Below are 25,398 nucleotides of genomic sequence, written 5' to 3' on the forward strand. Positions count from 1 at the left end.
CGCCTTCATGTCAGGCCGGCTCCTGGCCGTCGTCCTGCGGCTGCCCGCCCGCGTGTCCGCGGCCTGCCGGGTCGCGTCCCGGCTGCCGGCCGGACCGCTGTCCCGCCCGCGTGCCCGCGGCCTGCCGGGTCGCGTCCCGGCTGCCGGCCGGACCGCCGTGCTGTCCGTGCCGTGCGTCGTTGGGCGCGCACCGCGATGCCCGGCGGCTTACGCCCGCCCTCGCTCCCCGGCCCGAGGTTCGATGGGTTCTTTCTCGCCTCAGTCGCAACCGTCGCGCGCGGCCCCAGGCAGCACGACGGGTCGGATCATGCGGTAGGGATCCTGCGAGCCGGGCTCGGGGTGAAAGCCGTGTCGTGTGTACCAAGTGCGCAGGTCGTCGTGCAGCAGTCTCGGCTGGCGCCAGGAGGGAAAGGGTGCTGCCGTCAGACCAACGGGTGTGGCTGGAGCGTGCGCCAGCACGGCGTGCAGCAGCCGGGTGGCGCCCCCAAGGCGCCGGTAGCGCAGATCGACTCCGATGTGGCTCACCCACAGCAGGTCGCCGTCCCGGGCGTCGAGGTAAGCGACCCGCTCGGTCTGCGTGTGCAACTCCCAGACCAGACGCGGGGCGCTTGCGCTGACCCGGACCAGACGTACCCGGTCAACCACCTGTTACCCCCTTTTCGATTCCATGTCCGGTCCGGTTACCAGCGCATGCTGATCTGGTCCAGCGCATCGCGTCGTTCGGGGGTGAGTTCGTCGGCCCGCCGCCGGGTGTTGTCGAGGAACGTCCCGAGCCGGATATCGACCGCTTTCCCGTCGGCGTCCAGACGTTCGATGTGCTTGCGGGCGGGTCGCAGGTGTCCTTCGCGGTCGTGGAACTGCCTCGCGGCACGGAGGTTGAGCGCCCACTTGTCGTCCGCGGTGAGCTTCCCGGGCCGGGCCCCGGGCGCGGCAGGCTCCAGTCCGAGCGTGATGCCCAGGAGCCACTGCTGCGCGGGGCACAGCTTGTCCCATCCCTGCCGCTGCGCCACCGTCCATGCCCCGAGGTCTTCGCCCTGGGCCACGTGTTCACCGGCTGTCTCGGCGAGCGCGCCCCCGGCCGCTCGGCACCAACCCACCGGAGGACTTACGCGCGGAGGGGACCGCTCGCGACCGTACGGCAGGATGTGGTCATGGCGATTGAAGGCGTGCGCTGGCTGGCGGAGTCTGAGTGGTATTACAGCGTCACCTTTGCTCGTGGCATCACGCCGCAGGAGCTGGCCGTACGCCTGGGGGCCCGTTCCGGCGCCGCGCGTGCGACGGTCACTGCGCAGGAGGCAGTCGCTCTCCTCAATGATCCCGACGTCGGTGTCGCCCGGATGGGGCAGGCGGGGGAATGGGCGTTCGCCGCCGAGTACGGGGAAAGCCGCGGCGTCCGGCACGACATCCTCACGGGTGTCTCGCGCGACGGCGTGGAGGCTGTGAATCTCGACCCGCAAGCGTTTCACCCGCCTCCGCTCTTCTCCTACGCCGCCGGCGGTGAACTGCTGTGCTCGTTTGGGCTCGGTGAGGAGCGGCGACGGTGGGGGACCCGGCCGGATCTGTTGCAGGAGGAGCTGACGGCGGCGGGCATCATCCTGCCGACCGGGGATTACTTGCGCGTGAGTGCCGAGCGGCACCAGCACCGGATCGCGATGTCCCTGGGCGTGATCGAGAGGCATTTCGGGCTCACCCTGCCCCGCGATCTGCTCGAGTGCGACCGGCTCCCCCTCGCTGTGGTGAGCGGCAGCCCCGCTCTTGACTCGATGGGCAGCGACGCCTGATACGAGGGTCTGGTGCGGACGTCACTGCGAGCGCCTCCGCGCCGTGCTTCAGGTCAGCCACCCTGTACCACTGCCGCTTGCGCCCTGGCGACCAGAGCATCCCGAGCCGGTCCCGCTCCGCCCACCGTAGAGGGTGAGCTCCTCGGCCCTGCGGCAAATCCCGGCTCGGCTGCCGACCCGGTCCCGCCGTCCGCTCAACCGGCCGTCACGCTCTGCGGGCCCCGTGCCGCGCGCCGTGTGCCGTCTCGCCCCGGCCCGCGCCCGCGCTCCGGCTCCGCGCGGTTGCCGTACATCCCGCGTTCCCCGGCCCTCCGGCCGGTCGGCCTCCCTGCGTTCGTTCCGCACCACCCGCGGGTCTGTCGCCGCCCCCCGCCGCGCTTGGTGTCCGAAGGCTCCGGCCGCCCGGCCCGCCCGAGCTGCTCGTGCCCTCCGTACCGCAAGTGGTGCCGTGCTTCTGGCCCCACGTCGGGCCGCTGCGCCGTCCGGGCGCCCGCCCTGCCGCCTTCACTGCCCAGCTACCCGCACCGCGAGGCGCGCTGGCGGGTCTGCGGTCCCGGGAATGCGTCGGGCTGGCCGACGGCGGGCTGGCCGAGGAGATAGAGCAGACCTACGTCGGCGGCGTCCCGGCCACTTCACGGCCTTGGTGTCAGACGAGGGCGTTGCGGAGGTAGGCGGGCAGTGCCTGGCAGAGGGCCGGGTCCGCTTTCCTGCTGGAGTTGGTGAGTTGGTCGGCCGTGATGACGAGGTGGTGGCCGTGGTCGGTGCGGACGAGAACGCGGAACGTTTCGCCCCGGCTGTCCCTGCCGGCGAGGTAGGCGGCCAGGACGGCGCGGCCCAGCTCAGCGGGATCCGCGCCGGTCGTGGCTCGGCCGAGGTCTTTGCAGATCCACACGTCGCTGAAGCGCTCGTGCATCAGGATCTCCCACCGCACGCACGCGGGCATGTCGTCGCGTAACACAACCGCGATCATGCCCCCACCATCCGGCCTCTCATACCGCTACCTGCGGGTAGTGGCCATAAAGCATGCCTTTCCAACCGAGGCGAGGAGGCCTGGCACCGGCCAGACTCACCCTCACCCTCACCGGCGCGGGTGCAGGTGGTGCGAGCCCTCCTGGTCTCGCAGTTACAAGTGCGGCCCGGCTGCCGGGGTATGGCGGTAGCGGAGGCAGTAGAGGGCGGCGAAGGCGAGGCCGGCCGCTGTTCCACGATCGAGTAGGCCCGTGGTGAGCACGTCGTACCGGCAGCAGCCCGCACCCGCCCCGGTCAACAGCCTGGCGACCGACGACGCGCCGCTGGGCCCGTATGCCGGCGCGCACGTGATCCGCAGCTCCTCCGCTATCGGCTTTTTCCCGCGCCGCTGTGCTGCCCGGTGTCAGTATCGAAGAGTCGACCTTCCGTGCATAGGCTTCCGCGTATGGCCAGCCGATCTTTTCCTTACGACCGGTTCCTTGGTGAGTTCCAGGAGCTGGCGCACGGTCGCCCCGACTGCCCTGCACTGCGCGACTCGGTCCGCGACCACGCTGCCCCGGACGAGGAGAAGTTGGTGCGTTACCTGCGAGCAGGATCAGCTCTTGCCGTGACCGGATCACCGGCCCACGACGCACTGAGTGGCGAGTTCATCGGTGCGTTGGAGCTGCACACCGACGGCGAGTGGTTCTGGTACTCAGACCTCGCTCACTATGTCGAGCGCTACCACGTCCCGCTGGACGAGGACTTCACCGATCACGCACGCGCACACCACTGGACGCCACCCGCACTCTCGACTGAAGACCTTATCGAGATCGCAGACACGTTGGAGGCGCTCGAAACCGAAGACTCCGAGGGTGCACGAGGCAACGCGGCCGCGGTTCAGGCATTGAGGGAAACCGCGCCCGGGGCGGCACCGGCCCGGATATGAGGGCGGGTGTGGTCAGCCGCTGGGTGGCTCCTCGATCGGGCCAGGCGGGGAAAGCCTCCGTGCCGTTTCCGGACACGATCCATCACCGAGTTCCGTGCGCCCGCCCACCAGCTCCTGAAAATGCTGTGGACACTGTCGGGATACTGCCGTCATGGCCGTTACCCAGCAACTCGCCCGGATCCTTCGTCGGCCCGGCGCAGGCACAGCAGCGCCAGGACGAGGCAGAGGTCGCGCGGTATCGAGAGCATCCGGACCTGCTGTACCTGGGCACTGCGCGGCCCTGCCGTGCGCCCTCTCGGTCCTCGGCCGCGCCGAGCCGCTGCCCGCCCTGGGTTCCGGCCAGCGAGCTGCCGGCAAGCCGACCGCGCTGCTGCGGCCGCCCGCCGGCCTTGATGACTCCTGCGGCGTCGACGACGTGGTTTCAGAAGGGCGGATCGTCGGTGACTCCCTCAGCATGGGTGCGGGTGTCGGTGGTGGTGTTCGCTTCCTGCTGGAAGGGTGTGGTGTCCTCGCCCCACGAGGTGAGTGTGCGGACCGCCTGGTGACGGTAGGGCGTCTCCTCGGTGGCAAGAGCTCGGACAGCCTCACGCAGTTCTTCACCGTGGTGGGCCAGTTCTGGCGCGGCGAGAAGCGGAAGGAGAGCGGCCAGGGCAGCCTCGCGGATTTCGCGTTCGTTGTCTGTGAGGAATGGCCGTATGGCGTCGTGAAGGGCGGGGCGAAGAGCGCGGAACGCCTCGATGTCGGCCTGGAGGCCGCCAGGCGGTTCCTCGTTGGCGTCCGCGGCTGTGCTGCCCAGCCAGTCCAGGAGACCTACGCGAAGTAGGAACCGGGGCTTCTCACCGAAGTGGGCGGCTTCCCATGGATGTTGGTCGGTGACTTTGGCGAGAGTCCGGGGGTGCCCAAGAATCGCCGCGACAAATGAGGCCGCTGGGGCTGTGGCGCTGTAGAAGGTGTTCTGATGCGTCACAGCCTGAAACAGGTCCCGCAGGGCGGCGCCCTGCTTGCGGACGTCGTCGTCGAGAAGGTGCCGCAGGATCATCGGGGTGGCTGGCGCCGCGCCCGGGCAGCAGTGCTCCACTGAGTCCCAGTCTGTCCGCAGCAACAGCTCCTGTGGATGGACGAAACGTCCGTGGCTGTTCTTCATGCTCATCGGGTGAGTGTGCCAGCTCTCGGGGACACCGAATTCCTGTCAGCGGGAAAGATCGACCTGGCTGGCACGGTAGCCGACGTCGCCGGTGTTCGCAGACGGCTGCACCGCTGACCAGGGCCTGAGCCCTGACCGGCTGATCGGCGCTGGGGCCGATCCGGGATCACGCTTCCCAGTCCGCATAGTCTCCGATCGCCACGTCGTCGCAGAAGGTCTCCCAGAACCCGTCGTCCGCGAGGGCGGTGACGTCGATGCCGGAGATGAGTTCGCGCAGTTCTTCCGCCACCTCCTCGAACCCCTCCTCGTCGTCCTCCACGTAGAACGGGAAGCATGCGATCACAGCCGCAACGCATCGGTTGAAGGAGTCGAGGTCACTGTTGACGTGATTCATCCTCGATGAATCGATATGGGGTATATGCACTATGTGACCACTGGCTACATCGATGGCGATGCGTCCGAACAGGCCACTCGTCGCGATAGCGACCACCCCCCGCTCACCGATCCCCCCGAAGTACGCCGGCTCGCTCAGCGGCCGGTACTCGTATCCGATCAACCCGCTGGGAATGCCGGTTGTCCTGAGGTCGACAACGGTCTCGGTGGGTACCTCGGGTGGCAGTTCGATGGTGATCAAGGCGAACTCGGGCTTCGGCAACTGCGGCAGGGGATGGCTCACGGGAGGATCCTCTCTCGATGAACTGCCTCGGAGTACCAAACCGTGCAGCTGCCGCCCACGAGGGTGTGCCAAAGCACGGTAGTTGTCACCATGGGCATCCGCTGACCTGCGGCTTCAGTGGGACAGAGCATGGTGGTTGTCACCGATGCGGTGCGCTGCCTGTCACCAGCGGCAAGCGAAGCAGGGGCGATGTCACCGCGTTCGGCTTCTGGTGGGCAGGGTGCCGGGCGGCGGCCCTCGGCGATCACCGGCCCTATTGCGCGCCCTACGCGAACCCCGCCCCTACGATCACCTGGTACGACTGCTTTGGGGGCGGGAATGCTTGAGGACATCGAGGACGGGAAAGCGGCAGCGACGCGGCTCGCGGGAGGCGCGCCGCTTCACAGCACGCTTGATGTCGCCGACCCCGCTGACTGGCTCGCGCTGGACGCAGCAGTGCGTGAGGTGGCCTGGCCCCGCCCGCAGTTCCTGCCGGGGTGGGAGCACTCCGCCCCACTGCCCGCCGACCTGACTCAGCTCGGCGAGTCCCGGCTCGCACTTGCCCTGTGCCACCGCGACGGGCGGATCCGTCAGGAGGCGCTGCGCCAGTCGGTCCAACACCCCGGTCTGCTGCCGTTGGTCGTGATCCGCTGTGCCGACTGGGTCGGCCCGGTACGCGAGCACGCCCGGCAGTTGCTGCGCGAGGCCCTGAATGCGGACTTGGCTCTCGGCCTCGCGCCGCTCATCCTCCGCGTCGGCCGCCGCGACAGAGGTGCCTTCGGCGTCGATGTGCTCGGGCAGATCCTGCGCCAGGCATCGCGCGGGCAGCTCGCTGTTCTCTTCGCTGACCCCGACCGCATCGTCCGGCGGTTCGCGTACCGGCTGGCCATCGAGGGCCGACTACTCCGTCCCTCTGAGCTGGCCCACGCGGCCGCCTGGGACCAGGACACCGTGGTCCAGGACCTGTGTGCCACAGCGGCGCTCCCGGCTCTGGGGGACGAGGATGCCTACGAGGGCGTGCTGCCTTTACTGCTGTCCGCACGCAACCCGCGTATCCGTTCGGCCGGCGTCACCGCGCTGAGACGGGCGGGGCGGTCAGAGCAGGCGGAACCGTTTCTCAGCGACCGTTCCGCGCTCGTGCGCGCTTGTGCCCGGTATGTCATACGACAACAGGGTGGTGACCCGGCGGCCTGGTACCGGGAGCGGTGCACGGCACCGGACGACCCCGAGTTGCCGCCCGGTGCGGTCATCGGGCTGGCCGAGTGCGGGAACCGCGAGGACGCCGAGCTGCTGCGGCCGCTGCTGGTGCACCCGGCGGCCGGAGTGCGGGCGCGAGCGGTGGCAGGGTTGCGGGCGCTGGACTGCGCGGATGCGAATCAGTTGCGGCCGCTCCTCGACGACCCTGCCCCCGGAGTCGTCCGCGAGACCGCCACCGCCCTGCTGCCCTCGGTCAAGGAACTGCCCGCCGACTGGCTATTGGAGCGCACCAGCTCCGAGCGGCCGCGGCACGTCCGCGTCGGCGCGTTCCGGCTGCTCGACGCGCGCGGCGGCATCGTGGCCCTACGGGCGGCAGTCGCTCTGTTCGAGGACCCCGATGCGAAGCTGCGCACCTGGGCCGCGCAATCCGTGCAGCGCTGGCATCCGTCACCGGACGGCCGGCGCGGCGACGCGGAGGTGGGTGAACTGCTCGACCGGAGCCGACACCTCTTCAGCGACCACATGCTGCGACGGCGCAAGTGGGAAGCCGGGGTGGACAGCTGAGAGCTCGTTCGCTTTCCGAATGCCGTGTGTGGATTCCGCTGGTCAGGCATGAGATTGCGGCTGTGGCGGGAGTCTCGACTCGTTGCTGATCGAGTCGGCGTGGGGGTGGCGGATGCCGTCGATGCGGGCGGTCCTGGAAACACGGCGGAAGGCTGCTGCCGTGCGGGTGGAGGAGCTCGAAGCCGAACTGAAGCGGTTGCGGGCGGACTTGGTGGATGCCGAGGAGGTTCTCAGGCTTCGGACGATCGGCCTCGAGCAGTATCTGGAAGCGCTCGCCGAGGAGGAAAAGCCGGCCGAGACGGTTGCCGGCCCGTCGCCGAGGAAGCCGGTGGGCCCGCGCCGTGCGGTGCCGCATCGCCAGAACGCGGCCGGGGTCGAGGACCTGTCGGTGGACTACCAGGCGGTGATGGCAGCCGCGGCCGAGGCCGGGGGTGACGGGCTGGGTGCCCGGCGGGCGGCCGTGGTGCTCGGCTGGGACAGTGCCTCGGCCTCACGTGTCGAGGGCGCTTGAAGAGGCTGGTCGAACGGGGCTGGCTGGTGGAGACGAAGCCCGGGAGGTTCACCCTGCCGGCGGAACAGCGCACTGATGAGGCTGTGCGGCCAGGCGGCGGTTCATGAGGGCGATCATCGACCAGCGGATGACGGCTTCGCTCGTGTCGGTGCGTCGTTCGTAGTCCCGAACCAGGCGGCGGCTGCGCAGAAACCAGGCGAAGGACCGTTCGACGACCCAGCGGCGGGGCAATGGCTGGAAGCCGCGGACGTCCTCGCTGCGGCGGACGATGTCGAGGACGAGCCCGAGTTGCTGGCTTGTCCAGTCGGTGAGGTGGCCGGTGTAGCCGCCGTCGGCCCAGACCCGCGCCAGCCGCCGGAAGCGGCCGGCCGCCGCTGGCAGAAGGGACCGGGCGCCGTCCCGGTCAGTCACGGATGCCGGTGTGACCAGCACGGCCAGGAGAAGTCCGAGCGTGTCGGTGAGCAGGTGCCGCTTGCGACCGTTGATCTTCTTGCCCGCGTCGAAGCCCCGTGAGCCGAAGGTGACGGTGGCGTCCGCCTTCACCGACTGCGAGTCCACGACCCCCGCGCTCGGCTCGGCGCTGCGGCCTTCACCGGCGCGGACGGCTTCCCGCAGCCGGTCGTGCAGCTCGGTTACCAGCCCCGTGTCCCGCCAGCGGGCGAAGAAGGCATAGACACGCGGCCAGGGCGGAAAGTCGGACGGCATCGCCCGCCACTTGATGCCGTTGTCGACGAGATAGCGCACCGCGTCGATCATCTGCCGGTGGCAGTAACCCTCCGGACGCCCGCCGCGGCCCGAAAGCCAGCCCGGAACCGGCAGCAGGTCCCTCACCACGGCCCACTCGGCATCGCTCATGTCCGAGCCGTATCGGGGCCGGCGCTGCGGCCGGTCGACCGCGTTCCCGAACCTGTGGGCGAGGCAGTCACACCCAGGAGTGGACGAACTGGACTCGGCGACCACGACCACGCGACACTTCGACAACAGGGCCTCTTGCTTCTCGCTGGACTCGACATCCGCGAGCTACCAAGAGGCCCTTCCTTCATGCACTCACCCCGGACAACTCACCCGAACCAGGCTCCCGTTCGAACCTGTCCGACCGCGCGAGCGGATAGAGAACAGGCAGTTAGGCGTCCGGTCCGGCTACCAGCGCATCCCGAGCTGGTCCAGCTCGGCGCGTCGCTCGGGGGTGCGCTTGTCGGCCCGGCGCCAGCTGCTGCCCAGGAACCTCCCCAGCTTGATATCGACCGCCTTGCCGTCGACGTCCAGGCGCACGGTGCGCTTCCTGGCGGGTTGTAGGTGTCCCTCGCGGTCGTGGTACTGCTGGGCCGCGCGGAGGTTGAGTGCCCACTTGTCGCCTGCGGCGAGCTTCGCGGGCCGGGCCTCGGGGCCAGCGGGCTCCAGACCGAGCGTGCTGCCCAGGAGCCACTGCTGCGCGGGGGAGGGGGCAGCTTGTCCCACGCCTGCCGCTGCGCGACGGCCCATGCCCGAGATCCTCGCCCTGCACGACGAGTTCACCGGCTGTCTCGGGGAGGGCGCCCCGGCCCGGACCTGGATGCGGGCGAGTGTGAGCAGCGCTGCCAGGCGACGTCCCAGCCGAGCGGGCACCATCCCTGGCCGATGGCCTCCAACGCGGCCAGGCGGCTCTCTGGCAGCTGCCTGGCGCGACCTGCCGCTGACCGACGGCGCCGACGGCGTCTTTTACCTGCTCATGCCGCTCCGCCTTCGCCTTGTGGGGGCGTCCTCGCGCGGGTGATGCCGCGGGAGACCCGGCGGTCCGTGCTCCCGAGGACGTCGCACGCGCGTGGTGGCGGGCGGCGCTGGAGGTCGGCCTGCCGTCCCGTGCGCTCGCCGCCGCCGACTACTTCATCCTCTCGCTCTCCCCGACGAGAGTGGCTGCCCTTGGCCCGGCGCAGTGCCGAACACATAGGCGCCTGCTTGGCGTACTTGGCCCGGGGCAGGGTGCCCTACGCGAGGTCCTTCACCAGGGGGCCGGATGGTCGCGCCGCCGAATGCGCCTGATCCGCGCCTGATGCCGGACTTGTGCAGAGCTTGTTGGGGGTGCGCCCGGGAATCTGCGGACGATTTTCAGACATCCCGCGAGGGCCCATTTCGGGGTGCGTCGACGTGATACGCGCATTTCAGTTGAGACCCGCAGCTGCCTCCCCGCGAAGGCGGCTAGATGCTAATAATCTGCGCACTCGTATCAGCGCTTTCATCACGTCTGTGGCTGATCTGCTGCGCCTATCACCAGGGCGGTGGCAGGTCAACGTGACGCGCGACACCGTTGACCTAGTTGATCAGTCACCACATGATCCTCACAACTTCTTTTAAATGAAAAGTTAAGGGGACGGGTGGGGCGTGTTCACGCGGAAAAAGCGGCACGGCTGGCGCCAAGCGGTGCGGAATGGGGCGATAGCCGTCACGCTCCTGGGGGGTGCGTATCCGGCGGTTGCCGCCGGTACGACACCGGCAATGACCGAAGCCGGGGCGGTCTCGAGAGCGGCTGGCGGAACTTCTGAGTCGCAGGCGAGCGCTCTCGCGGCCGAGACTGGTGAACGGGTGGCCGTTGATGCGGCGACGACTGAGTCGTCGCAAGTCTTCGCCAATCCGGACGGCACCTTCACGCGGGAGATGAACGCGGCTCCGGTCCGTGCCCGCAAGGACGACGGCACCTGGGCCCCGATCGACACCACCCTCGTACACGAGGCCGACGGGTCTGTGCGGGCCGGTAACACGACGGCCAATGTCACCTTTTCGGGCGGCGGGCGTGGCGACGATCTGGTCACGCTGAAGGACAAGGGGCACCAGCTGCAGCTCGGCTGGCCCACCCCGCTCCCGGAGCCCCGACTCGATGGTGACACCGCCACCTACCCGGGCGTCTTCCCGGACGTCGACCTGCAACTGACCGCGCTGAGCTCCGGCTACACCTCGGTGCTCGTGGTGAAGACTGCCGAGGCGGCGCAGAACCCGGCGCTCGAGACGATCAGGATGACCATTTCCGGCGATGGCCTCGACATCGCCGCCACGGCCGACGGTGGCTTCGTCGCGCGCGACGGGGACGGCACTCCGGTCTTCGAGGGCCCGGCGGGGCGGATGTGGGACTCAGCCGGTGATGCCCCGGCCGCGGACACTGCCACCTCTGCTACCGGCGTCAGCACGCAACTCGCGCGCACCGCAGCCTCATCGGATGTCGATGGTGGGTCGGAGGCGGCTCCGCTGCCTGCTGCCGGGGGAGAGCCGGCTCCTATGGAGGGCCCCGGCAGCGGTGACGTGACAGCCGAGATCCCGCTCAAGGTCACCGGCACCACCCTGGAGATCACGCCCGATCCAGCCCTGCTCCACGGCGAGGACACCGTCTTCCCGCTGTACATCGACCCGCCGACCAAAAGCATCGCACTGGGCGACTGGACGGCTTTGGCCTCCAACGGCAGCAAGTACTGGGAGTTCGACGGCGACAAGGGCGTAGGACGCTGCTCCAACTACGCCGGCTACCTCTGCTCCAACAGCCCGTACACCCAGCGCATGTACTTCGAGTACCCGCTGTCGTCGATCCACGGAAAGAAGATCCTGGACGCGACGATGGAGGTGTACCAGGTGTGGACGTTCACCTGCGATCCGCACTGGTACGACTTGAACCGCGTGAACGCCGGCATCTCCTCCAGTACCACCTGGTCCAACCGCCCCACCGCGGTCGATCTGATGGGTGACCGGTATGTGGCCTATGGGCGAGGCAGTCTGTGCGACCCGTCGCAGCCAGCGAACTGGGTGCGCTTCAGTGACAACGTTTCCGGCGGGGAGACGAATGAGAACCTGACGACCACCCTCGCTTCCTACGCCGCGAACAAGACGTCCCAGATCACCTTCTCGCTGACCGCGCACGACGAGTCCGACGCGGCCGCCTGGGCCCGATTCCGCAACGACGCGAAGCTGTCGGTGACCTACGTCTCCTACCCGGACAAGCCGACCTCGTACGGCGTCCAGCAAGGCACCACCGGGCGGGCCTGCAACGCCTCCACGCTGCCCTTCTCAACCAGTGACACCACGCCGAAGATGCTGGCCACGGTGCAGTCGGCGGACGGCGCCAACGCCCAGCTGCGCGCGATGTTCGAGGTGTGGAAGGCCGACGGATCCAGCCGCGCCTGGTACGCCGCCTCACCGGACGCAGCCTGGGTCGCCGACAACGCCAGCCGAGATGCCTCCACCAGCGCCCTGCCAGCACAGACCAACTACCGGATGCGAGTCAAGACACAGGCGTACTACAAGACGGACCGGGGCGATACAGGTGTCCTGGACTCCGCCTGGTCGTCCTGGTGCTACTTCCGCATCGACACCGACTCCCCACCGCCCCCGGTGATCACCAGCGCGGACGGCCTCTACAAGCCGGCGGAGACCGATCCTGCCGCGGGCGGGGTCGGCACGCCGGGCAAGTTCACCTTCACCCCCGGAGATTCCAACCCCAGCACGCCCGGCATCCAGTCGGACGTCGTCACCTACAAGTGGAAGCTGAACAGCGGCCCGCTTTCCCCGCCGATAACCGTTCCCCAGGGGACGGCCACCACGCAGTCGATCCCGCCGAACCAGGCCGGGGAAAACACCATCCAGGTTTGGGGATTCGACGCGGCCAACCACAGCTCGCTCACCGGCTACTACAGCTTCCTGGTGAAGGGCGCCGAGATGCCCTCGGGGATCTGGCACCTGGACAACACCCTCACCGACTCCACCACCGCCACCCAGCACCCGCTGACCAACTCTGGTACCACCTGGGACACCCTCGCTCGCAGCGGCTCCGGCGCGGCGAAGCTGAACGGCACGAGCGCCTACCTGTCCACCGCAGGTGCGGTACTGGACACCACCAAGTCCTTTACCGTCTCTGCCTGGGCCCGTCTGACGAAGAAGGACGTCAACTACACCGTCCTGTCCCAGGCGGGAACGAACGCATCCGGCTTCCAGCTGTACTACTCCAGCTCCTACAACGCCTGGATCTTCAACCGCCACCAGACGGATGTCGTCGATCCCGTGATCGTGCGCTCGATCGGCACCAAGCCGCCGGCCCTGAATGCCTGGACCCACCTGGCGGGTGTCTACGACGCGGCGGGGCACACTCTCCAGCTCTACGTCAACGGCGTCCCGCAGGGCACTCCGACCCCGTTCACGGCCACCCCGTGGAAGGCGTCCGGCGGACTGCAGGTCGGGCGGCTTTGGTACAACGGTGCCGGCCAGGAGAACTTCTCCGGAACCATCGACGAGGTGAAGGTCTGGTCCCGCGCGCTCGCGGACACCGAGATCGCTCACGAGGCATGGCTGGAGGACGAGGACCTCAGCGACGGCACCGCCGGCGACCCGGTCCCGGCACTGGTCGCCAAGTGGGACGCCACCGACATGGCCAACGCGACGGGCACCACGGTCAAGGACACCAGCGGTTTCAGCCGGAACCTCACCCTCAACGGGGCCGCGCTCACCCAGTACACCGTCGGCGACCCGGATATCGGCGAAGAGGTCACCACCAAGCAGACGATGACCCTGAACGGCACCAGCGCGTATGCCACCGCCACTGGTCCGGTCGTCGACGACTCCGGTTCGTTCACCGCGACCGCCTGGGTCACGCTGGACCCGGCCAAGCTCGCCGACACCAGCAAATCCTACGCAGTGCAGGTATTCGGCCAGTCCGGAACGAGCCAGTCTTCCTGGGGCGTCTGGTACGAGCAGCCAGCCGGCAGCACGCAGGGCCGATGGACCTTCGGCCGTCCGGACAAGGACGGCACCGGGGCAGCCTGGACCGAGAGTGACTCCACCGCGTTCACCACGGCCCAGCTGGGCGTCCCGACCATGCTGACGGTCGTCTATGACGCCCAGGCGGCAGCCGACCCGGACGACACCTCCAAGCTCGGGGCGCTCAAGCTGCACGTCGACAGCGCGCTGATGGGGGACGAGGACGGCGTTGCCTACTCGTCCCCCTGGCAGGGCGGCGGCGCGTTCGAAATCGGTCGGGCGAAAATCAACGGCGCTGCGTCGCGCTACTTCCCCGGAAGGATCGACAGCGTCCGCGTCTGGGCCGGTGCCACCTCCACGGACACGATCGCCAACCGGTACAACACCGAGCAGCAGTAGGAGGAGTGGGCCTGGGCGGGGCGACAACGCTCCGCCCAGGCCCACCCCCTCTCGATTCGGCCCACCACTCTGTGCTGCGCCAGGCCCGTTTCGGACGTCCTCTATTCCCCTCTCAGTGCGCCTATTTCGGTAGGCGCGCTTCCAGAACAGCGCTCCGCGGCGCCGACACGGCCGCAACGAGCGTCTACCACCCGTTTTCCGAACACGGAGAGTAACTGTGTCTTCACCACCCTTCCGCACGCGCTGGCCGGGAGCAACCCTGCGCCACTGGCTCGGCCGCGGCGCGCTCGTGGCCTCCTTGTCCCTCCTGCCGCAAGTCGTGGTCCCTTCCGGCTACGACTTCGCCGCTCAGGCCCAGCCTCAGGCAGCCCGCAAGCACCTGGAGAACCGGCCTGACGCGAAGATCGACAAAGTGGGCGTACTCAAGCCAGGCACGTCCAAGGCACCCAAGGACAAGGCCGCCCCGGCATCGCGCAAGACCCGGGAACGGCTGAAGAATGCCGCCTGGCCCAAGGCCGGTCAGGCCACGGCCGAGGTGACGGCGACAGCCGAGGCCGCTGTCACTGTCGGCGGCCTCGGCGTGAAGCTGGCCCAGGAGCCCGCCACCACGGCTGCCAAGTCGGCAAAGGCCACGACCAAGACCCAGGCGAAAGCCACCGGTCCCGCCGAGAAGGTCACGCTCAAGGTCCACTCCCAGGCCGTCGCGAAGAAGGCAGGAGTCAACGGCGTCCTGCTCACCCTCGACCCGGCGAAAGCCGCCGCCGGGGACACCGACAGGCTCCGAGTCTCTCTCGACTACTCCACGTTCAACGACGTCTACGGCGGCAACTACGGTCCGCGCCTGCACCTGGTGACGCTCCCGGCGTGTGCACTGACCACCCCGCAGAAGAAGTCCTGCCGCACCCAGATCCCCGTGGCAGGCGCGGACAACGACGCGAAGTCCCAGACCCTGACAGGCACCATCTCCGCGCGCGCCCTGGACGTCGGCACCCCTATGCTGCTGGCGGCGTCGGCCGACAGCTCGGGCGGCGGAGGCGACTACAGCGCCACCTCCCTGTCCCCGACCGCGACCTGGGAGGCCGGCGGCAGCACGGGCGACTTCACCTGGAACTACCCGCTGCGGGTTCCCCCGGCCACGGCCGGCCCGTCCCCCGAGTTGTCCATCTCCTACGACTCCGCTTCCGTGGACGGCCGCACGGCCGGAGAGAACAACCAGACCTCCGTGATCGGCGAAGGATTCTCGTTCACGGAGTCCTACATCGAGCGTAAGTACGCCTCCTGCAAGGACGACGGCCAGTCCGGCAAGGGAGACCTGTGCTGGAAGTACGCCAACGCCACCTTGGTCCTCAACGGCAAGGCCGTCGAACTGGTCAACACCTGCGCCGACAAGGCGGCGTGCGACACCGCGGCCCTGTCCGAAGCGTCCGGCGGCTCGTGGAAGGTGAAGAACGAGGACGGCACCCGCGTTGAGCACCTGACCGGCGCCACCGGCAACGGCGACAACAACACCGAGTACTGGAAGGTCACGGACGCCTCCGGCATTCAGTACTTCTTCGGCAAGCAGCGGATGCCCGGCTGGAGCGACAAGGGCACCACCGACACAACCGACGACGATCCGGTCACGAACTCCGTGTGGACAGTCCCGGTCTTCGGCGACGACTCCGGCGAGCCCTGCTACAAGTCCACCGGCTTCGCCGACTCCTCCTGTTCCCAGGCCTGGCGCTGGAACCTCGACTACGTCGTGGACACCCACAACAACGCCGCCACGTACTGGTACACCAAGGAGACGAACTACTACTCCAAGAACGCCGACACCACCGTCAACGGCACCAGCTACACCCGCGGCGGCTACCTCAACCGCATCGACTATGGCCTGCGCAGCGACCTCATCTACACAAAGCCCGCCGCCCAGCAGGTGAGCTTCACGTACGCCGAGCGCTGCATCGTCTCGGGCGGATGCTCCAGCCTGACCGCAGCTACCAAAGCCAACTGGCCCGACGTTCCGTTCGACATGATCTGCGCGGCCAGCACCAAGTGCACCACCCAGATCGGCCCGGCATTCTTCACCCGCAAGCGCCTTACCGACATCACCACCTCGGTGTGGACCGGCACCGGAACCACCCGCCGGGACGTCGACACCTGGCACATGGTTCAGGACTTCCCCGATACCGGTGACGCCTCCTCGGCCAGCCTGTGGCTGAAGTCCATCCAGAACACCGGCAAGGCCAACACCACCGCGGCCGCCATGCCGCCAGTCGTCTTCGGCGGCATCCAGATGCCCAACCACGTCGAGGGCAGCGGCCCGGACACACTGCGCTACATCAAGTGGCGCGTGCGGACCATCCAGACCGAGACCGGCTCGACCATCACCGTCAACTACTCGGACCCCGACTGCATCTGGGGTTCGAGCATGCCGGCGAACATCGACAAGAACACCCGCCGCTGCTTCCCCGTCAAGTGGTCCCAGTCCGGCGCGGCCCCGGTCACCGACTGGTTCCACAAGTACGTCGTCACCTCGGTCCTCCAGGACGACCCCTACGGCCACGGCGACACGGCCGAGAAGTACTACGACTACCAGGGCGGCGCCGGCTGGGGCTACGCCGACGACGAGGGCATCACTAAGGCCTCCAACCGCACCTGGTCCCAGTGGCGCGGCTACGGCAAGGTCGTGGAGACCTCCGGCGACAACGAGGGTCCGCGCTCGAAGAAGTCCACGCTGTACATGCGCGGCCTGGACGGCGAGAAGGAACTCGACGGTACCCCCCGTGTGGAGAAGGTCACCGACTCCACTGGCACCGCCATCGACGACTCCCGCCAGTACGCCGGCTTCGTCCGCGAGACCATCATCTACAACGGCGCCGACGAGGACAGCGGCACCATCAACACGCCCTGGTCCTACAAGACCGGCAGCCACACCTACAGCTGGGGCACCACCGATTCCTGGATCGTCCAGGCAGGCCAAACCAGCACCCGCACCAAGACCTCCACCGGCACCCGCACGGTCAACCAGAAGACCACGTACGACACCACGTACGGCATGCCGATCACCGTCGAGGACAGCGGCGACACCGCCAAGACCGGCGACGAATCCTGCATCCGCACCAGCTACGCCCGCAACACCTCGGCCTGGCTCGTCAATCTCGTCTCGCGCACCGAGACGTACTCGGTGCCCTGCGCGACCATCCCGACGATCCCCGACGACGTCGTCTCCGACGTCACCACGGCCTACGACGGCCAGGCGGTCGGGGTGGCACCCACCAAGGGCGAGATTACCGCTTCTTATCGGGTGGCCAGCTATAACCCGGTCGACAAGGCCCCTGTCTACCAGCAGGTCTCCGCCTCCACCTACGACAAGCTCGGCCGTCCGCTCACCGCGACCAACGCCCTGAACCGCACAATCCGAACGGCGTACGTCCCTGACGACACCGGCTACGGCCCGATGACGTCAAAGACCACCACCTCTCCGTCTCCCCAACAGTTCACCTCCACCACGGAGGTCGATCCGGCCTGGGGCACGGCCACCAAGACCACCGATGCCAACGGCAACGTCACCGAGTGGGCCTTCGACGCACTCGGCCGCCTGCAGTCGGTGTGGAAACCGGACCGCTCCCGCGCGCTCAAGGACGCGGCCAGCATCGTCTACGCCTACAGCATCAACAACGACAAGCAGACCTGGGTCCGCACCGACGCCCTCAAGGCGGACGGACAGACCTACAACAGCGCCTACGAAATCTTCGACGGGCTGCTGCGTTCCCGCCAGAGGCAGATGCCCGCGCCGGACGGTGGCCGGGTGATCTCCGAAACCCTGTACGACGACCGCGGCCTGGCGTACATCACCAACAGCCAGGTCCACGACAACCTCGCACCCTCTGGCACCCTGGCCAACACCTTCCCCGGCTCCGTGCCCGCCTCCACCGAGACGGTCTTCGACGCCGCCGGCCGCCCCACCGAGTCGATCTTCCGGGTTTACAACCAGGAGAAGTGGCGCACCAAGACCGACAAGCTGGCGGACCGTACTGCCGTCACCGCCGCCGAGGGCGGCATGGGCACGATGACCTTCACCGACGCCCGCGGCCGGGTCACCGAGCGCCGTGAGTACGCCGGTCCCGTTCCGACCGGCACTGACTACACCCGCACCCTGTACGAGTACACGCCCGGCGGTCAGATCAAGAAGATGACCGGTCCGGACGACTCGGTCTGGACGTACGGTTACGACCTACGCGGGCGCATGACCACCTCGACGGATGCGGACAAGGGCCAGATCGACACCACGTACAACGACGTCGACCAGCCGCTGACCGCCACGTCGACGCTGAACGGCGCCTCCCGAACCCTGATCACCGACTACGACGAGCTCGGCCGCAAGACCGGCACCTGGGACGGCGTACAGGACGACGCCCACCGGCTGACCAAGTTCACCTACGACACCCTCGCCAAGGGACAGCCGACCGCGTCGATCCGCTATGTCGGCGGCACCTCCGGCAAGATCTACTCGCAGGTCGTTACCGGTTACGACGCTCTCGGCCGCCCCAAGGGCAACAAGACCGTCATCGCCGCCACCGACCCCCTGGTCACCCCTGCTGGCGCGCCGCAGACGTTCACGACGTCGACGGTGTACAACATCGACGGCACCGTGCAGTCCACGTCGTTGCCGGCGGTGGCCGGCCTGCCCGCCGAAACCATACACAGCACATACAACAGCCTCGGGATGCTCACCGGCACCGACGGCATGACCGACTACGTCCAGAACATCGGCTACTCCCCATACGGAGAGATCGAGGAGACCCGGCTCGGCACCTCCACGGCCGCCAAGCAGCTCCAGATACTCAACCGCTACGAGGACGGCACCCGCCGCCTGACCAACACCCACACCGTGGACCAGACCAACACCGGCTACACCAGCGACGTCGACTACGTCTACGACACCACTGGCAACGTCAAGTCGATCACCGACAACGCCAACGGCAAGGACACGCAGTGCTTCGCCTACGACGGCTACCGCCGTCTGACCGAAGCCTGGACGCCGTCCTCCAACGACTGCGCCACCGCCCGCTCGGCGAACGCCCTCGGCGGGCCGGCCCCGTACTGGACCAGCTGGACCTACAAGCCCGGCGGCCTGCGCGACTCTCAGACCGAGCACAATGCAACCGGTGAGACCACTACAACGGCCTACGGCTACCCCGCCGTCAACGCCAACGGCACCGGCCAGCCTCACACTCTGACCTCCGTCACGGTCAACGGCGGTACAGCCAAGACCTACGCCTACGACGAGCAGGGCAACACCACCAAGCGGTACAGCCCCACTGGCGCCGCACAGAGCCTCGTCTGGGACATCGAAGGAGAACTCACGCACCTCACCGAAGGCGCCAAGACCACCGACTATCTCTACGACGCCAACGGTGAACTTCTCATCCGCCGCGGCCCGGACAAAACGGTCCTCTACCTAGCCGGCCAGGAACTCCACTACGACACCGCCGCGAACAAGTTCACCGCCCAGCGCTACTACCCAGCTGGCGACGCCACTGCCGTCCGCACCGAGACCGGCCTGTCCTGGATGGTCGACGACCACCACGGCACCGCCTCGATGACGGTCGACGCCACCACCCAGGCCATCACCCGTCGCTACACCAAGCCATTCGGCGAGTCTCGCGGCACAGCACCCTCTGCCTGGCCTGACGACAAGGGTTTCCTAGGTAAACCAGCTGACACCGACACCGGACTCACCCACATCGGTGCCCGCGAGTACGACCCGGCCACCGGACGCTTCCTTTCCGTCGACCCTGTCCTCACCCCGGACGACCACGAGTCCCTCAACGGCTACGCCTACGCCAACAACACCCCCGTCACCAAGTCCGACCCCACTGGCCTGCGGCCAAGAACGCAGTGTGAGTACGGGTGCAGCGAAGGAGGCGGCACTTACTACGACAACCTGGAAGCAAACGGCAAGGGTGGCTGGACCTATGTCTCCACCCAGACCTACACCAAGACGTTCCAGTACCAGAAGGCGGGCGGCGGTACCGGAAGCGGCACCATGACCGTCACCGTCCACACGGACGGGGGCGTCAAGTCAGCGCGTGTCGTGTTCAAGAAGGGCCCCGACCCGAAACCTGTGAAGAAGGAACAGCCCCGCTGGACCTTGCTTGCGGGTAGCTATCCTCAACCGGCGAACCAGGCTGCTGAGGACCTCCTCGCCGACCGGCCCAAGCTCGCAACCTGGCAGAAGGTTGTTTTGGGGGTAGTTGGTGGCCTAGCTGCTGCGGTGGTGGCTGCGCCGGTAGCCGTCGCCCTAGGCGAAGGATGCCTGGCCGCGGCTCCGGTCTGCGCCGCGGAAATCGCGGAGGTAGCGACAGGAGGCGCATCCGGCGGAAGCGCGATAGTGGGGACTGGGGCGGTTTCAGCAGCTGCGGGGGCACGCCTCAAGCAGGATCTCGCGACCGCAGAGTTGGCCAATGACGCTGTGGAAAGCCTCAGAACAACAGGGAAGCTGCCCAGCAACTACGTGACGAAAGACGAGGCGGCTGCGCAAGGCTGGAAGCCAGGGAAGGCGCTGGGCAATAAGATACCGGGGGCACAACTTGGCGGTGATCCCTATCGGAACGATGGAAAGGTAAGGCTTCCGTCGACGACCGGACGGACGTGGTATGAAGCGGACATCGGCATCGACTCCAGCATGACACGGGCGAAACAGCCAGGCACGCGGCTACTCTACTCAAACGATGGACTCGCCTATGTTACAAGCGATCATTACGAGTCCTTCTATCAACTGCCAAATTGGAAGTGATCGTCATCATCGTCGAAATCAGTGGCGCGGAGATTAATTCTCCTGAAGAGTTCCACAAGGTACTGGCGGAAAAGTTCGACTTTGGCCCCTATTACCGCCCGAATGCGGCAGCCCTTTGGGATCGTCTCTCGACAGATGTCGAGAGACCCATCGAACTCATCTGGCGGAACTCGGAAGCCAGTAGAGAAGCTATGGGAGTAGTGGCGTTTGACGATCTCCGGGCTCTCTTGCTCAGAGTTCAAGAGCAGGACGAAGAGTACGGATGGGATGATCGCTTTACTGTGCGATTCGAATAGGAGGTAGCACTCGCGGTGTAGCGCTATGGTTGGGATGTCGTAAGAACTGTGTCCCCACTGCGGCACCGTCTATCGCCCAGATCTGTGCAATCCATGCATCGGATCTGGGCGGCAGTAGTCCTGGCTGCATAGTGGCGAGAAACCGGGGTGAAGAACCCCTGCGTGATACAGACCCGTCGCAGCTGGAAAATGTCGCTGGTCATGGCGCTTGACCCAAGGCCGCATAGTTGAGGGCGCCTTTCGCTTGACGTTCAACCTCGTCCGCTCGAATCCCTATTCGGGTCATCGGGCGGTGGTCGGGGCACAGCAGCGGGGCCTCTTGATAGCGCGAAGAGATGGAAGCCGTTGGAGGAGATCGTGCCGCTCGGCTACAGGCGCACTACCAGCGCGTTCGTGCCTATCGCTCTTTGCTACGAACTGTGACCGTCCGGCCGCCGTTTTGCCACTGCTTGGGCCTCGTGGACGCTCTCCACGCCTGGTCGCCGGGCCTGAGGGCGGCTGCGGGCCGGAGCTCTATGCCTCCACCGTGACCTCGTCACGTTCGGACGCGGTCGCGGTGAACTGCGTGGGGGAGGGGCTGACGCCGATCATGTGCCCCATAACAGGGAACATGCCCCATACGTCGATCCGTTGTCGCAGCGCGGCCAGGGCCGCGGTGTCCGGGATCAGCAGTCGGTGCAGGACGCAGAGCGCATAGATCCAGCGCAGGCCGGCCAACACGGTTCATGCCCGCACCAGCTCCTCATCGCTGGCCCGCTTCACCGGTCCCACCATGTCCTAGAGCTCCTGCAGCAACCCCCAATCCACCGGCGGCCCCTCACCGCACGCCGCCGCGCCGAGTAAGGAGCGACGGGCTCGCGTTCCGCGCTGGGTCGGGCCGGGCACGTTGTCCGAGGCCTGCTGGCGGGTCTGCGTCCCGGGAACGCGTCACGCCGGCCGAAGGCGGGATGGCCGAGAAGACGGAGCAGACCTACGCCGACGGCGTCACGGCCACCTCACGGCCTCGGCGTCAGGCGAGGGCGTTGCGAAGGTAGGCGGGCAGCAGCTGGCAGACGGCCGGGTCCGCTTCCCAGCCGGGGTCGGTGAGTTGGTCGGCCGTGATGACGACGTGGTGGCCGTGGTCGGTGCGTACGAGAACGCGGAATGTTTCGCCTCGGCTGTCCCGGCCGGCGAGGTAGGCGGCCAGAACGGCCCGCCCCAGCTCAGCAGGATCCGCGCCGGTCGTTGCTCGGCCCAGGTCTTTACAGATCCACACGTCGCTGAACCGCTCGTGCATCAGGATCTCCCACCGCACGCAAGCGGGCATGTCGTCACGTAACACAACCGCGATCATGCCCCCACCAGCCAGCCTCCCGTACCGCTACCTGCGAGTACTGGCCGGAAAGCACGCCTCTCCCACCAAGGCGAGGGCGGCTGGCGCCGCGCCAGCTCGCCCCCTCACCGGCGCGGCCCGGCCGGGGACCTCAGATCGGCTTCTCAACTTGAACTCGTGATGTCGGGTCAGGTTGAGGCGTGTCAGGTGTGGGCCCTGATTTGCTGCACTGGATGTCCGAGTGCGTCCCCGATGGCGGTCAGTTCCTCGTCGCTGAACCAGGCGCGCTCCGGGTTCCAGACAACCAACGAGATGAGCAGGGAATGAGTTACGATCTAGCTGTCTGGCAGGGTGATAGGCCCTCAAGCGATCGTGAGGCGGCTAAGGAGCATGATCGCCTCTACGAGAAACACCTCGAAGTCGACGAGCTGTCGCCAGTGACGGATGTCATCGCTGACTTCTTGAAGGCTCTGACCGAACGATGGCCAGATAGGGGTGTAGGAGAAGAAACTCCTTGGGCTGCGATTCCCCTTTCTGAAGGAGCGAGTGGCCCTTATGCTTACATTTCACTCGCCTGGGGCAGTGCGGATGAGGCGTCAGTCTATGTCGCGCAAATAGCTAGCCATCTGGGATTGGTCTACTTCGACCCTCAAATGAGGAGTATGCGGTCCAGCTGAGGGCAGATCTGTACACCTCAATCATTCGTGATGGGCCGCCGACGGAGTCGGGGGCCCATTTCGTTGTCGGTGGCTGGGGGCGGGCAGGTCCGGGGGCCCGGGCGGGAGTAATTGTCAAGACCTGTGGATCGGTGGCTATGAGTGGGGTCCGACTTTGGTGGTGTTGTGACCGCGTAGGGGTTTCAGGTGAGGCCGTCGAGGAAGTCCGCGAGCGCGGTGTGCAGGATCTCGGGCTGCTCCAGGTGCAGGTCGTGGCCGGTGCCGGGGATGCTCATGGCCATGGTGGCGGGTCGCTGCCGGAGCATTTGGTCGGCTTCCTGCGCGGGGATGAAGCTGGATTGGGCCAGGACGACCAGGGTGGGGCACGCGACCTGCTCCCACTCGTGCCGGAAGGAACGCCGGGCGTTCTCCGCCAGTGAGCGGACCATCACGTCTCGGTCGAAGCGGGGCCACCATCCGCCCTCGCGTTCCTCCAGTCCGGCTGCCCAGCCTGCGCCGACCGGTCCGCCGCCGAGGAATGCGGCTGCCGCTTCGCGTGAGGGGAATGGTGTCGGCCATGAGTCGAGCCATCCGCCGATGTCTGCGGGGCCGTTCGGGTTTGGGCCGCCGGGTCCGGCCTCGACGAGCACGAGTGCGCGGACACGCTCGGGATGTGCGGCGGCGGTGAGCATGGCGGTGTGTCCGCCCAGCGACTGGCCGACCAGGGCGGGCCGCTGTAGCGCCAGCTGATCGACAATGGCGATGACGTCGGCGACGTAGGCGGCGCGGGAGACGTCTTGCGGGTGGCGCTCGCTGGCGCCGTGCCCGCGCTGGTCGACCGCGACGACGCGGTATCTGGAGCTCAGGCGCCCGGCCAGCATGTCCCATTCACCCGCGTGACCGGCCAGGCCGTGCAGCAGCACGATGGGCTGTCCCGTCCCGCCCCAGTCCCGGCAGGAAAGCCGGACGCCGTCTCGCGCCACCACGTGTTCGGACCATGCCACGTCGGCCCCCAGGTAATCGGCTGGCCTCGATCATGCCGCAACCGCCTCGGGTCGCTCGACGAGCCGGCCGCCCTCGAAGCGGGCTCCGGCCCGGACGAGGGCGACGAGGTGGGGCGCGTTCACTGCCCGTCACCCCCTTCGGTGTCTGGTCCGCCCTACCAGCGCATGCCGAGCTGGTCCAGCTCGGCGCATCGTTCGGGGGTGAGCTTGTCGGCCCGGCGCCGGGTGTTGTCCAGGAACATGCCGAGCTTGATATCGACCTCCACGCCGTCGACGTCCAGGCGCTCGACATGCTTCCGGCTCGGTCGCAGGTGCCCTTCACGGGCGTGGAACTGCCGGGCGGCGCGGAGGTTGAGCGCCCACTTGTCGCCTGCGGTGAGCTTCCCGGGCCGGGCTGCGGGGCCGGCGGGTTCCAGCCCGAGCGTGCTGTCCAGGAGCCACTGCCGCGCGGGGGAGAGCTTGTCCCACCCGTGGCGCTGAGCGACGGCCCATGCCCCGAGGTCTTCGCCCTGGACCACGAGTTCACCGGCCGTCTCGGGGAGCGCGCCCCCGGCCTGTACGTGGATGCGGGCGAGGGTGAAGCAGCGTTGCCAGGCCACGCTCCACCCCAGCGGGCACCATCCCGGGTCGATGGCCTCCAACGCCGCCAGACGGCTCTCCGGCAGCTCTCCAGCGCCCACGGGCACGGTTTGACCGGCGGCGCGCCGTTCGGCGTTCTCCATGGCCCTGCGGGCCTCCGCCCGCCTGTTTTTGGCCCATACCCCGATGGGGTAGCCGCCGTCTCCGACCGCCTGGACCGGGGGCAGGAAGTGCCCGTGTGCGGCGGCCCACGATCGCGCGACCGTGAGACCTTCTTCCCAGGCGACGTCGTAGTGGGACCACACCATGCCCAGCTTCTCGAGCTGCTTGACGCGGGAGGCTTCCAGGGTCCCGGCGTTGTAGTAGCGGCGTTGATCGGCCACCCACCGCCCCAGCGGAAATCCTGCGGCTGCGCCGGCCGACTCGTCCTCGGGCATCACGTAGTCGTACGGCACCCGCAGTTGCCCGCCGCCGTTCTCGCTCCGCCACCGGGTGGCCGCCGCGATCCCACGCCGCCAGTACGCCTTCTCCGGATCGATCACCCGCAGGCGCACGAACTGCGCCACCAACGCGGGATCGCGCGGACTGCTGAAGCGGAGCAGGCCCGCCGCGGCCTGGCTCACCCACACGTCATCCCCGCCGCCCTCGTCCGCCTCGCGATCGTCCCCGGCGCCCTGGTCCCCGTCCTCGTCCGCCTGGTCCTCGCCCTCGGCGCCAGCAGCCCCCAAATCCAACTCCGACAGGGGCACTTGGGTGTCCTCGTCACCGGTCCGGCGTCCACTGCGCTGCCGTGGATCGGCCAGCGCCTCGATCGTGTCCGCGTCGTGCGCCCGCAGCGCCCCGAGCACCTTCGCCAGGGTCCCGTAGGCATCCGACGTCAAAAGGTCATCGACATCCTCATCCTCACCGAGGA

General features: G+C 67.8%; 17 protein-coding genes and 1 pseudogene. 7 read left to right on the forward strand and 11 right to left on the reverse strand.

Annotated elements, in window-relative coordinates; translation table 11 throughout:
• Positions 1-258 precede the first annotated feature (258 nt).
• Positions 259-645: an N-acetyltransferase gene (locus LG395_RS32420; protein ID WP_225812231.1), complete on the reverse strand. Its 387-nt coding sequence runs from the start codon at positions 643-645 to the stop codon at positions 259-261.
• 35 nt (positions 646-680) lie between these two features.
• Positions 681-1,043 carry a helicase associated domain-containing protein gene (locus tag LG395_RS32425; protein ID WP_225812232.1) on the reverse strand — a complete coding sequence of 121 codons (363 nt, stop codon included), beginning with the start codon at positions 1,041-1,043 and terminating at the stop codon, positions 681-683.
• 108 nt (positions 1,044-1,151) lie between these two features.
• Between LG395_RS32425 and LG395_RS32430 the strand changes: the two genes are divergently transcribed.
• Positions 1,152-1,781, forward strand: coding sequence for a DUF6461 domain-containing protein (locus LG395_RS32430; protein WP_225812233.1), 630 nt, complete (start codon positions 1,152-1,154; stop codon positions 1,779-1,781).
• Between the two features lie 646 nt (positions 1,782-2,427).
• Here the strand turns inward: LG395_RS32430 and LG395_RS32435 are convergent.
• Positions 2,428-2,751: a hypothetical protein gene (locus LG395_RS32435; protein ID WP_225812234.1), complete on the reverse strand. Its 324-nt coding sequence runs from the start codon at positions 2,749-2,751 to the stop codon at positions 2,428-2,430.
• A gap of 444 nt (positions 2,752-3,195) precedes the next feature.
• Here LG395_RS32435 and LG395_RS32440 point away from each other — a divergent pair, with 444 nt between their 5' ends.
• Positions 3,196-3,678: a hypothetical protein gene (locus tag LG395_RS32440; protein ID WP_225812235.1), complete on the forward strand. Its 483-nt coding sequence runs from the start codon at positions 3,196-3,198 to the stop codon at positions 3,676-3,678.
• Positions 3,679-4,099: 421 nt separating this feature from the next.
• On the opposite strand, the gene LG395_RS32445 is transcribed toward LG395_RS32440, so the two are convergent.
• Positions 4,100-4,828, reverse strand: a complete 729-nt coding sequence (locus LG395_RS32445) for a hypothetical protein (RefSeq protein WP_225812236.1) — start codon at positions 4,826-4,828, stop codon at positions 4,100-4,102.
• A gap of 160 nt (positions 4,829-4,988) precedes the next feature.
• Positions 4,989-5,498, reverse strand: coding sequence for an SUKH-4 family immunity protein (locus LG395_RS32450; protein WP_225812237.1), 510 nt, complete (start codon positions 5,496-5,498; stop codon positions 4,989-4,991).
• Positions 5,499-5,816: 318 nt separating this feature from the next.
• Here LG395_RS32450 and LG395_RS32455 point away from each other — a divergent pair, with 318 nt between their 5' ends.
• Complete coding sequence (locus LG395_RS32455) at positions 5,817-7,238, forward strand: hypothetical protein (protein WP_225812238.1); 1,422 nt, start codon at positions 5,817-5,819, stop codon at positions 7,236-7,238.
• Positions 7,239-7,359: 121 nt separating this feature from the next.
• Positions 7,360-7,856 (forward strand): annotated as a pseudogene (locus LG395_RS32460) (hypothetical protein).
• Here LG395_RS32460 and LG395_RS32465 read toward each other — a convergent pair.
• Positions 7,798-8,604 (reverse strand): IS5 family transposase, encoded by an 807-nt coding sequence (locus tag LG395_RS32465; RefSeq protein ID WP_225812239.1) that lies wholly within the window; start codon positions 8,602-8,604, stop codon positions 7,798-7,800. The pseudogene LG395_RS32460 and the gene LG395_RS32465 sit on opposite strands and share 59 nt — an antisense overlap.
• Before the next feature lie 285 nt (positions 8,605-8,889).
• Positions 8,890-9,231, reverse strand: coding sequence for a helicase associated domain-containing protein (locus LG395_RS32470; protein WP_225812240.1), 342 nt, complete (start codon positions 9,229-9,231; stop codon positions 8,890-8,892).
• A 990-nt stretch (positions 9,232-10,221) separates the two neighbouring features.
• Between LG395_RS32470 and LG395_RS32475 the strand changes: the two genes are divergently transcribed.
• From LG395_RS32475 to LG395_RS32485, 3 genes are all read left to right on the forward strand, one after another.
• The gene (locus tag LG395_RS32475) at positions 10,222-13,857 is read left to right on the forward strand and encodes a LamG-like jellyroll fold domain-containing protein (RefSeq protein WP_225812241.1); all 3,636 of its coding nucleotides are present in this window, start codon (positions 10,222-10,224) and stop codon (positions 13,855-13,857) included.
• Positions 13,858-14,074: 217 nt separating this feature from the next.
• Complete coding sequence (locus tag LG395_RS32480) at positions 14,075-20,638, forward strand: RHS repeat-associated core domain-containing protein (protein WP_225812242.1); 6,564 nt, start codon at positions 14,075-14,077, stop codon at positions 20,636-20,638.
• Positions 20,635-20,934 carry a barstar family protein gene (locus LG395_RS32485; RefSeq protein ID WP_225812252.1) on the forward strand — a complete coding sequence of 100 codons (300 nt, stop codon included), beginning with the start codon at positions 20,635-20,637 and terminating at the stop codon, positions 20,932-20,934. The genes LG395_RS32480 and LG395_RS32485 overlap by 4 nt, the downstream gene beginning before the upstream one ends.
• A gap of 513 nt (positions 20,935-21,447) precedes the next feature.
• Here LG395_RS32485 and LG395_RS32490 read toward each other — a convergent pair.
• The 4 genes from LG395_RS32490 to LG395_RS32505 all read right to left on the reverse strand — a co-directional run.
• The gene (locus LG395_RS32490; protein WP_225812243.1) at positions 21,448-21,651 is read right to left on the reverse strand and encodes a hypothetical protein; all 204 of its coding nucleotides are present in this window, start codon (positions 21,649-21,651) and stop codon (positions 21,448-21,450) included.
• Positions 21,652-21,943: 292 nt separating this feature from the next.
• Complete coding sequence (locus LG395_RS32495; RefSeq protein ID WP_225812244.1) at positions 21,944-22,240, reverse strand: hypothetical protein; 297 nt, start codon at positions 22,238-22,240, stop codon at positions 21,944-21,946.
• An 865-nt stretch (positions 22,241-23,105) separates the two neighbouring features.
• Positions 23,106-23,906, reverse strand: coding sequence for an alpha/beta fold hydrolase (locus tag LG395_RS32500; RefSeq protein WP_225812245.1), 801 nt, complete (start codon positions 23,904-23,906; stop codon positions 23,106-23,108).
• Between the two features lie 155 nt (positions 23,907-24,061).
• The coding region (locus LG395_RS32505; RefSeq protein ID WP_225812246.1) for a helicase associated domain-containing protein at positions 24,062-25,398 on the reverse strand (1,337 nt) is incomplete at its 5' end.

Source organism: Streptomyces spinosus (assembly GCF_020400655.1).
GTDB classification, from domain to species: domain Bacteria; phylum Actinomycetota; class Actinomycetes; order Streptomycetales; family Streptomycetaceae; genus Streptomyces; species Streptomyces argyrophylli.

What these genes read in the sequence shown, in the direction of transcription:
- LG395_RS32430 (WP_225812233.1), top strand. Translation starts at nt 1,152, where the DNA reads ATGGCGATTGAAGGCGTGCGCTGGCTGGCGGAGTCTGAGTGGTATTAC.
- LG395_RS32435 (WP_225812234.1), bottom strand. Translation starts at nt 2,751, where the DNA reads ATGATCGCGGTTGTGTTACGCGACGACATGCCCGCGTGCGTGCGGTGG.
- LG395_RS32440 (WP_225812235.1), top strand. Translation starts at nt 3,196, where the DNA reads ATGGCCAGCCGATCTTTTCCTTACGACCGGTTCCTTGGTGAGTTCCAG.
- LG395_RS32445 (WP_225812236.1), bottom strand. Translation starts at nt 4,828, where the DNA reads ATGAGCATGAAGAACAGCCACGGACGTTTCGTCCATCCACAGGAGCTG.
- LG395_RS32455 (WP_225812238.1), top strand. Translation starts at nt 5,817, where the DNA reads ATGCTTGAGGACATCGAGGACGGGAAAGCGGCAGCGACGCGGCTCGCG.
- LG395_RS32465 (WP_225812239.1), bottom strand. Translation starts at nt 8,604, where the DNA reads ATGAGCGATGCCGAGTGGGCCGTGGTGAGGGACCTGCTGCCGGTTCCG.
- LG395_RS32470 (WP_225812240.1), bottom strand. Translation starts at nt 9,231, where the DNA reads ATGGGCCGTCGCGCAGCGGCAGGCGTGGGACAAGCTGCCCCCTCCCCC.
- LG395_RS32475 (WP_225812241.1), top strand. Translation starts at nt 10,222, where the DNA reads ATGACCGAAGCCGGGGCGGTCTCGAGAGCGGCTGGCGGAACTTCTGAG.
- LG395_RS32495 (WP_225812244.1), bottom strand. Translation starts at nt 22,240, where the DNA reads ATGCCCGCTTGCGTGCGGTGGGAGATCCTGATGCACGAGCGGTTCAGC.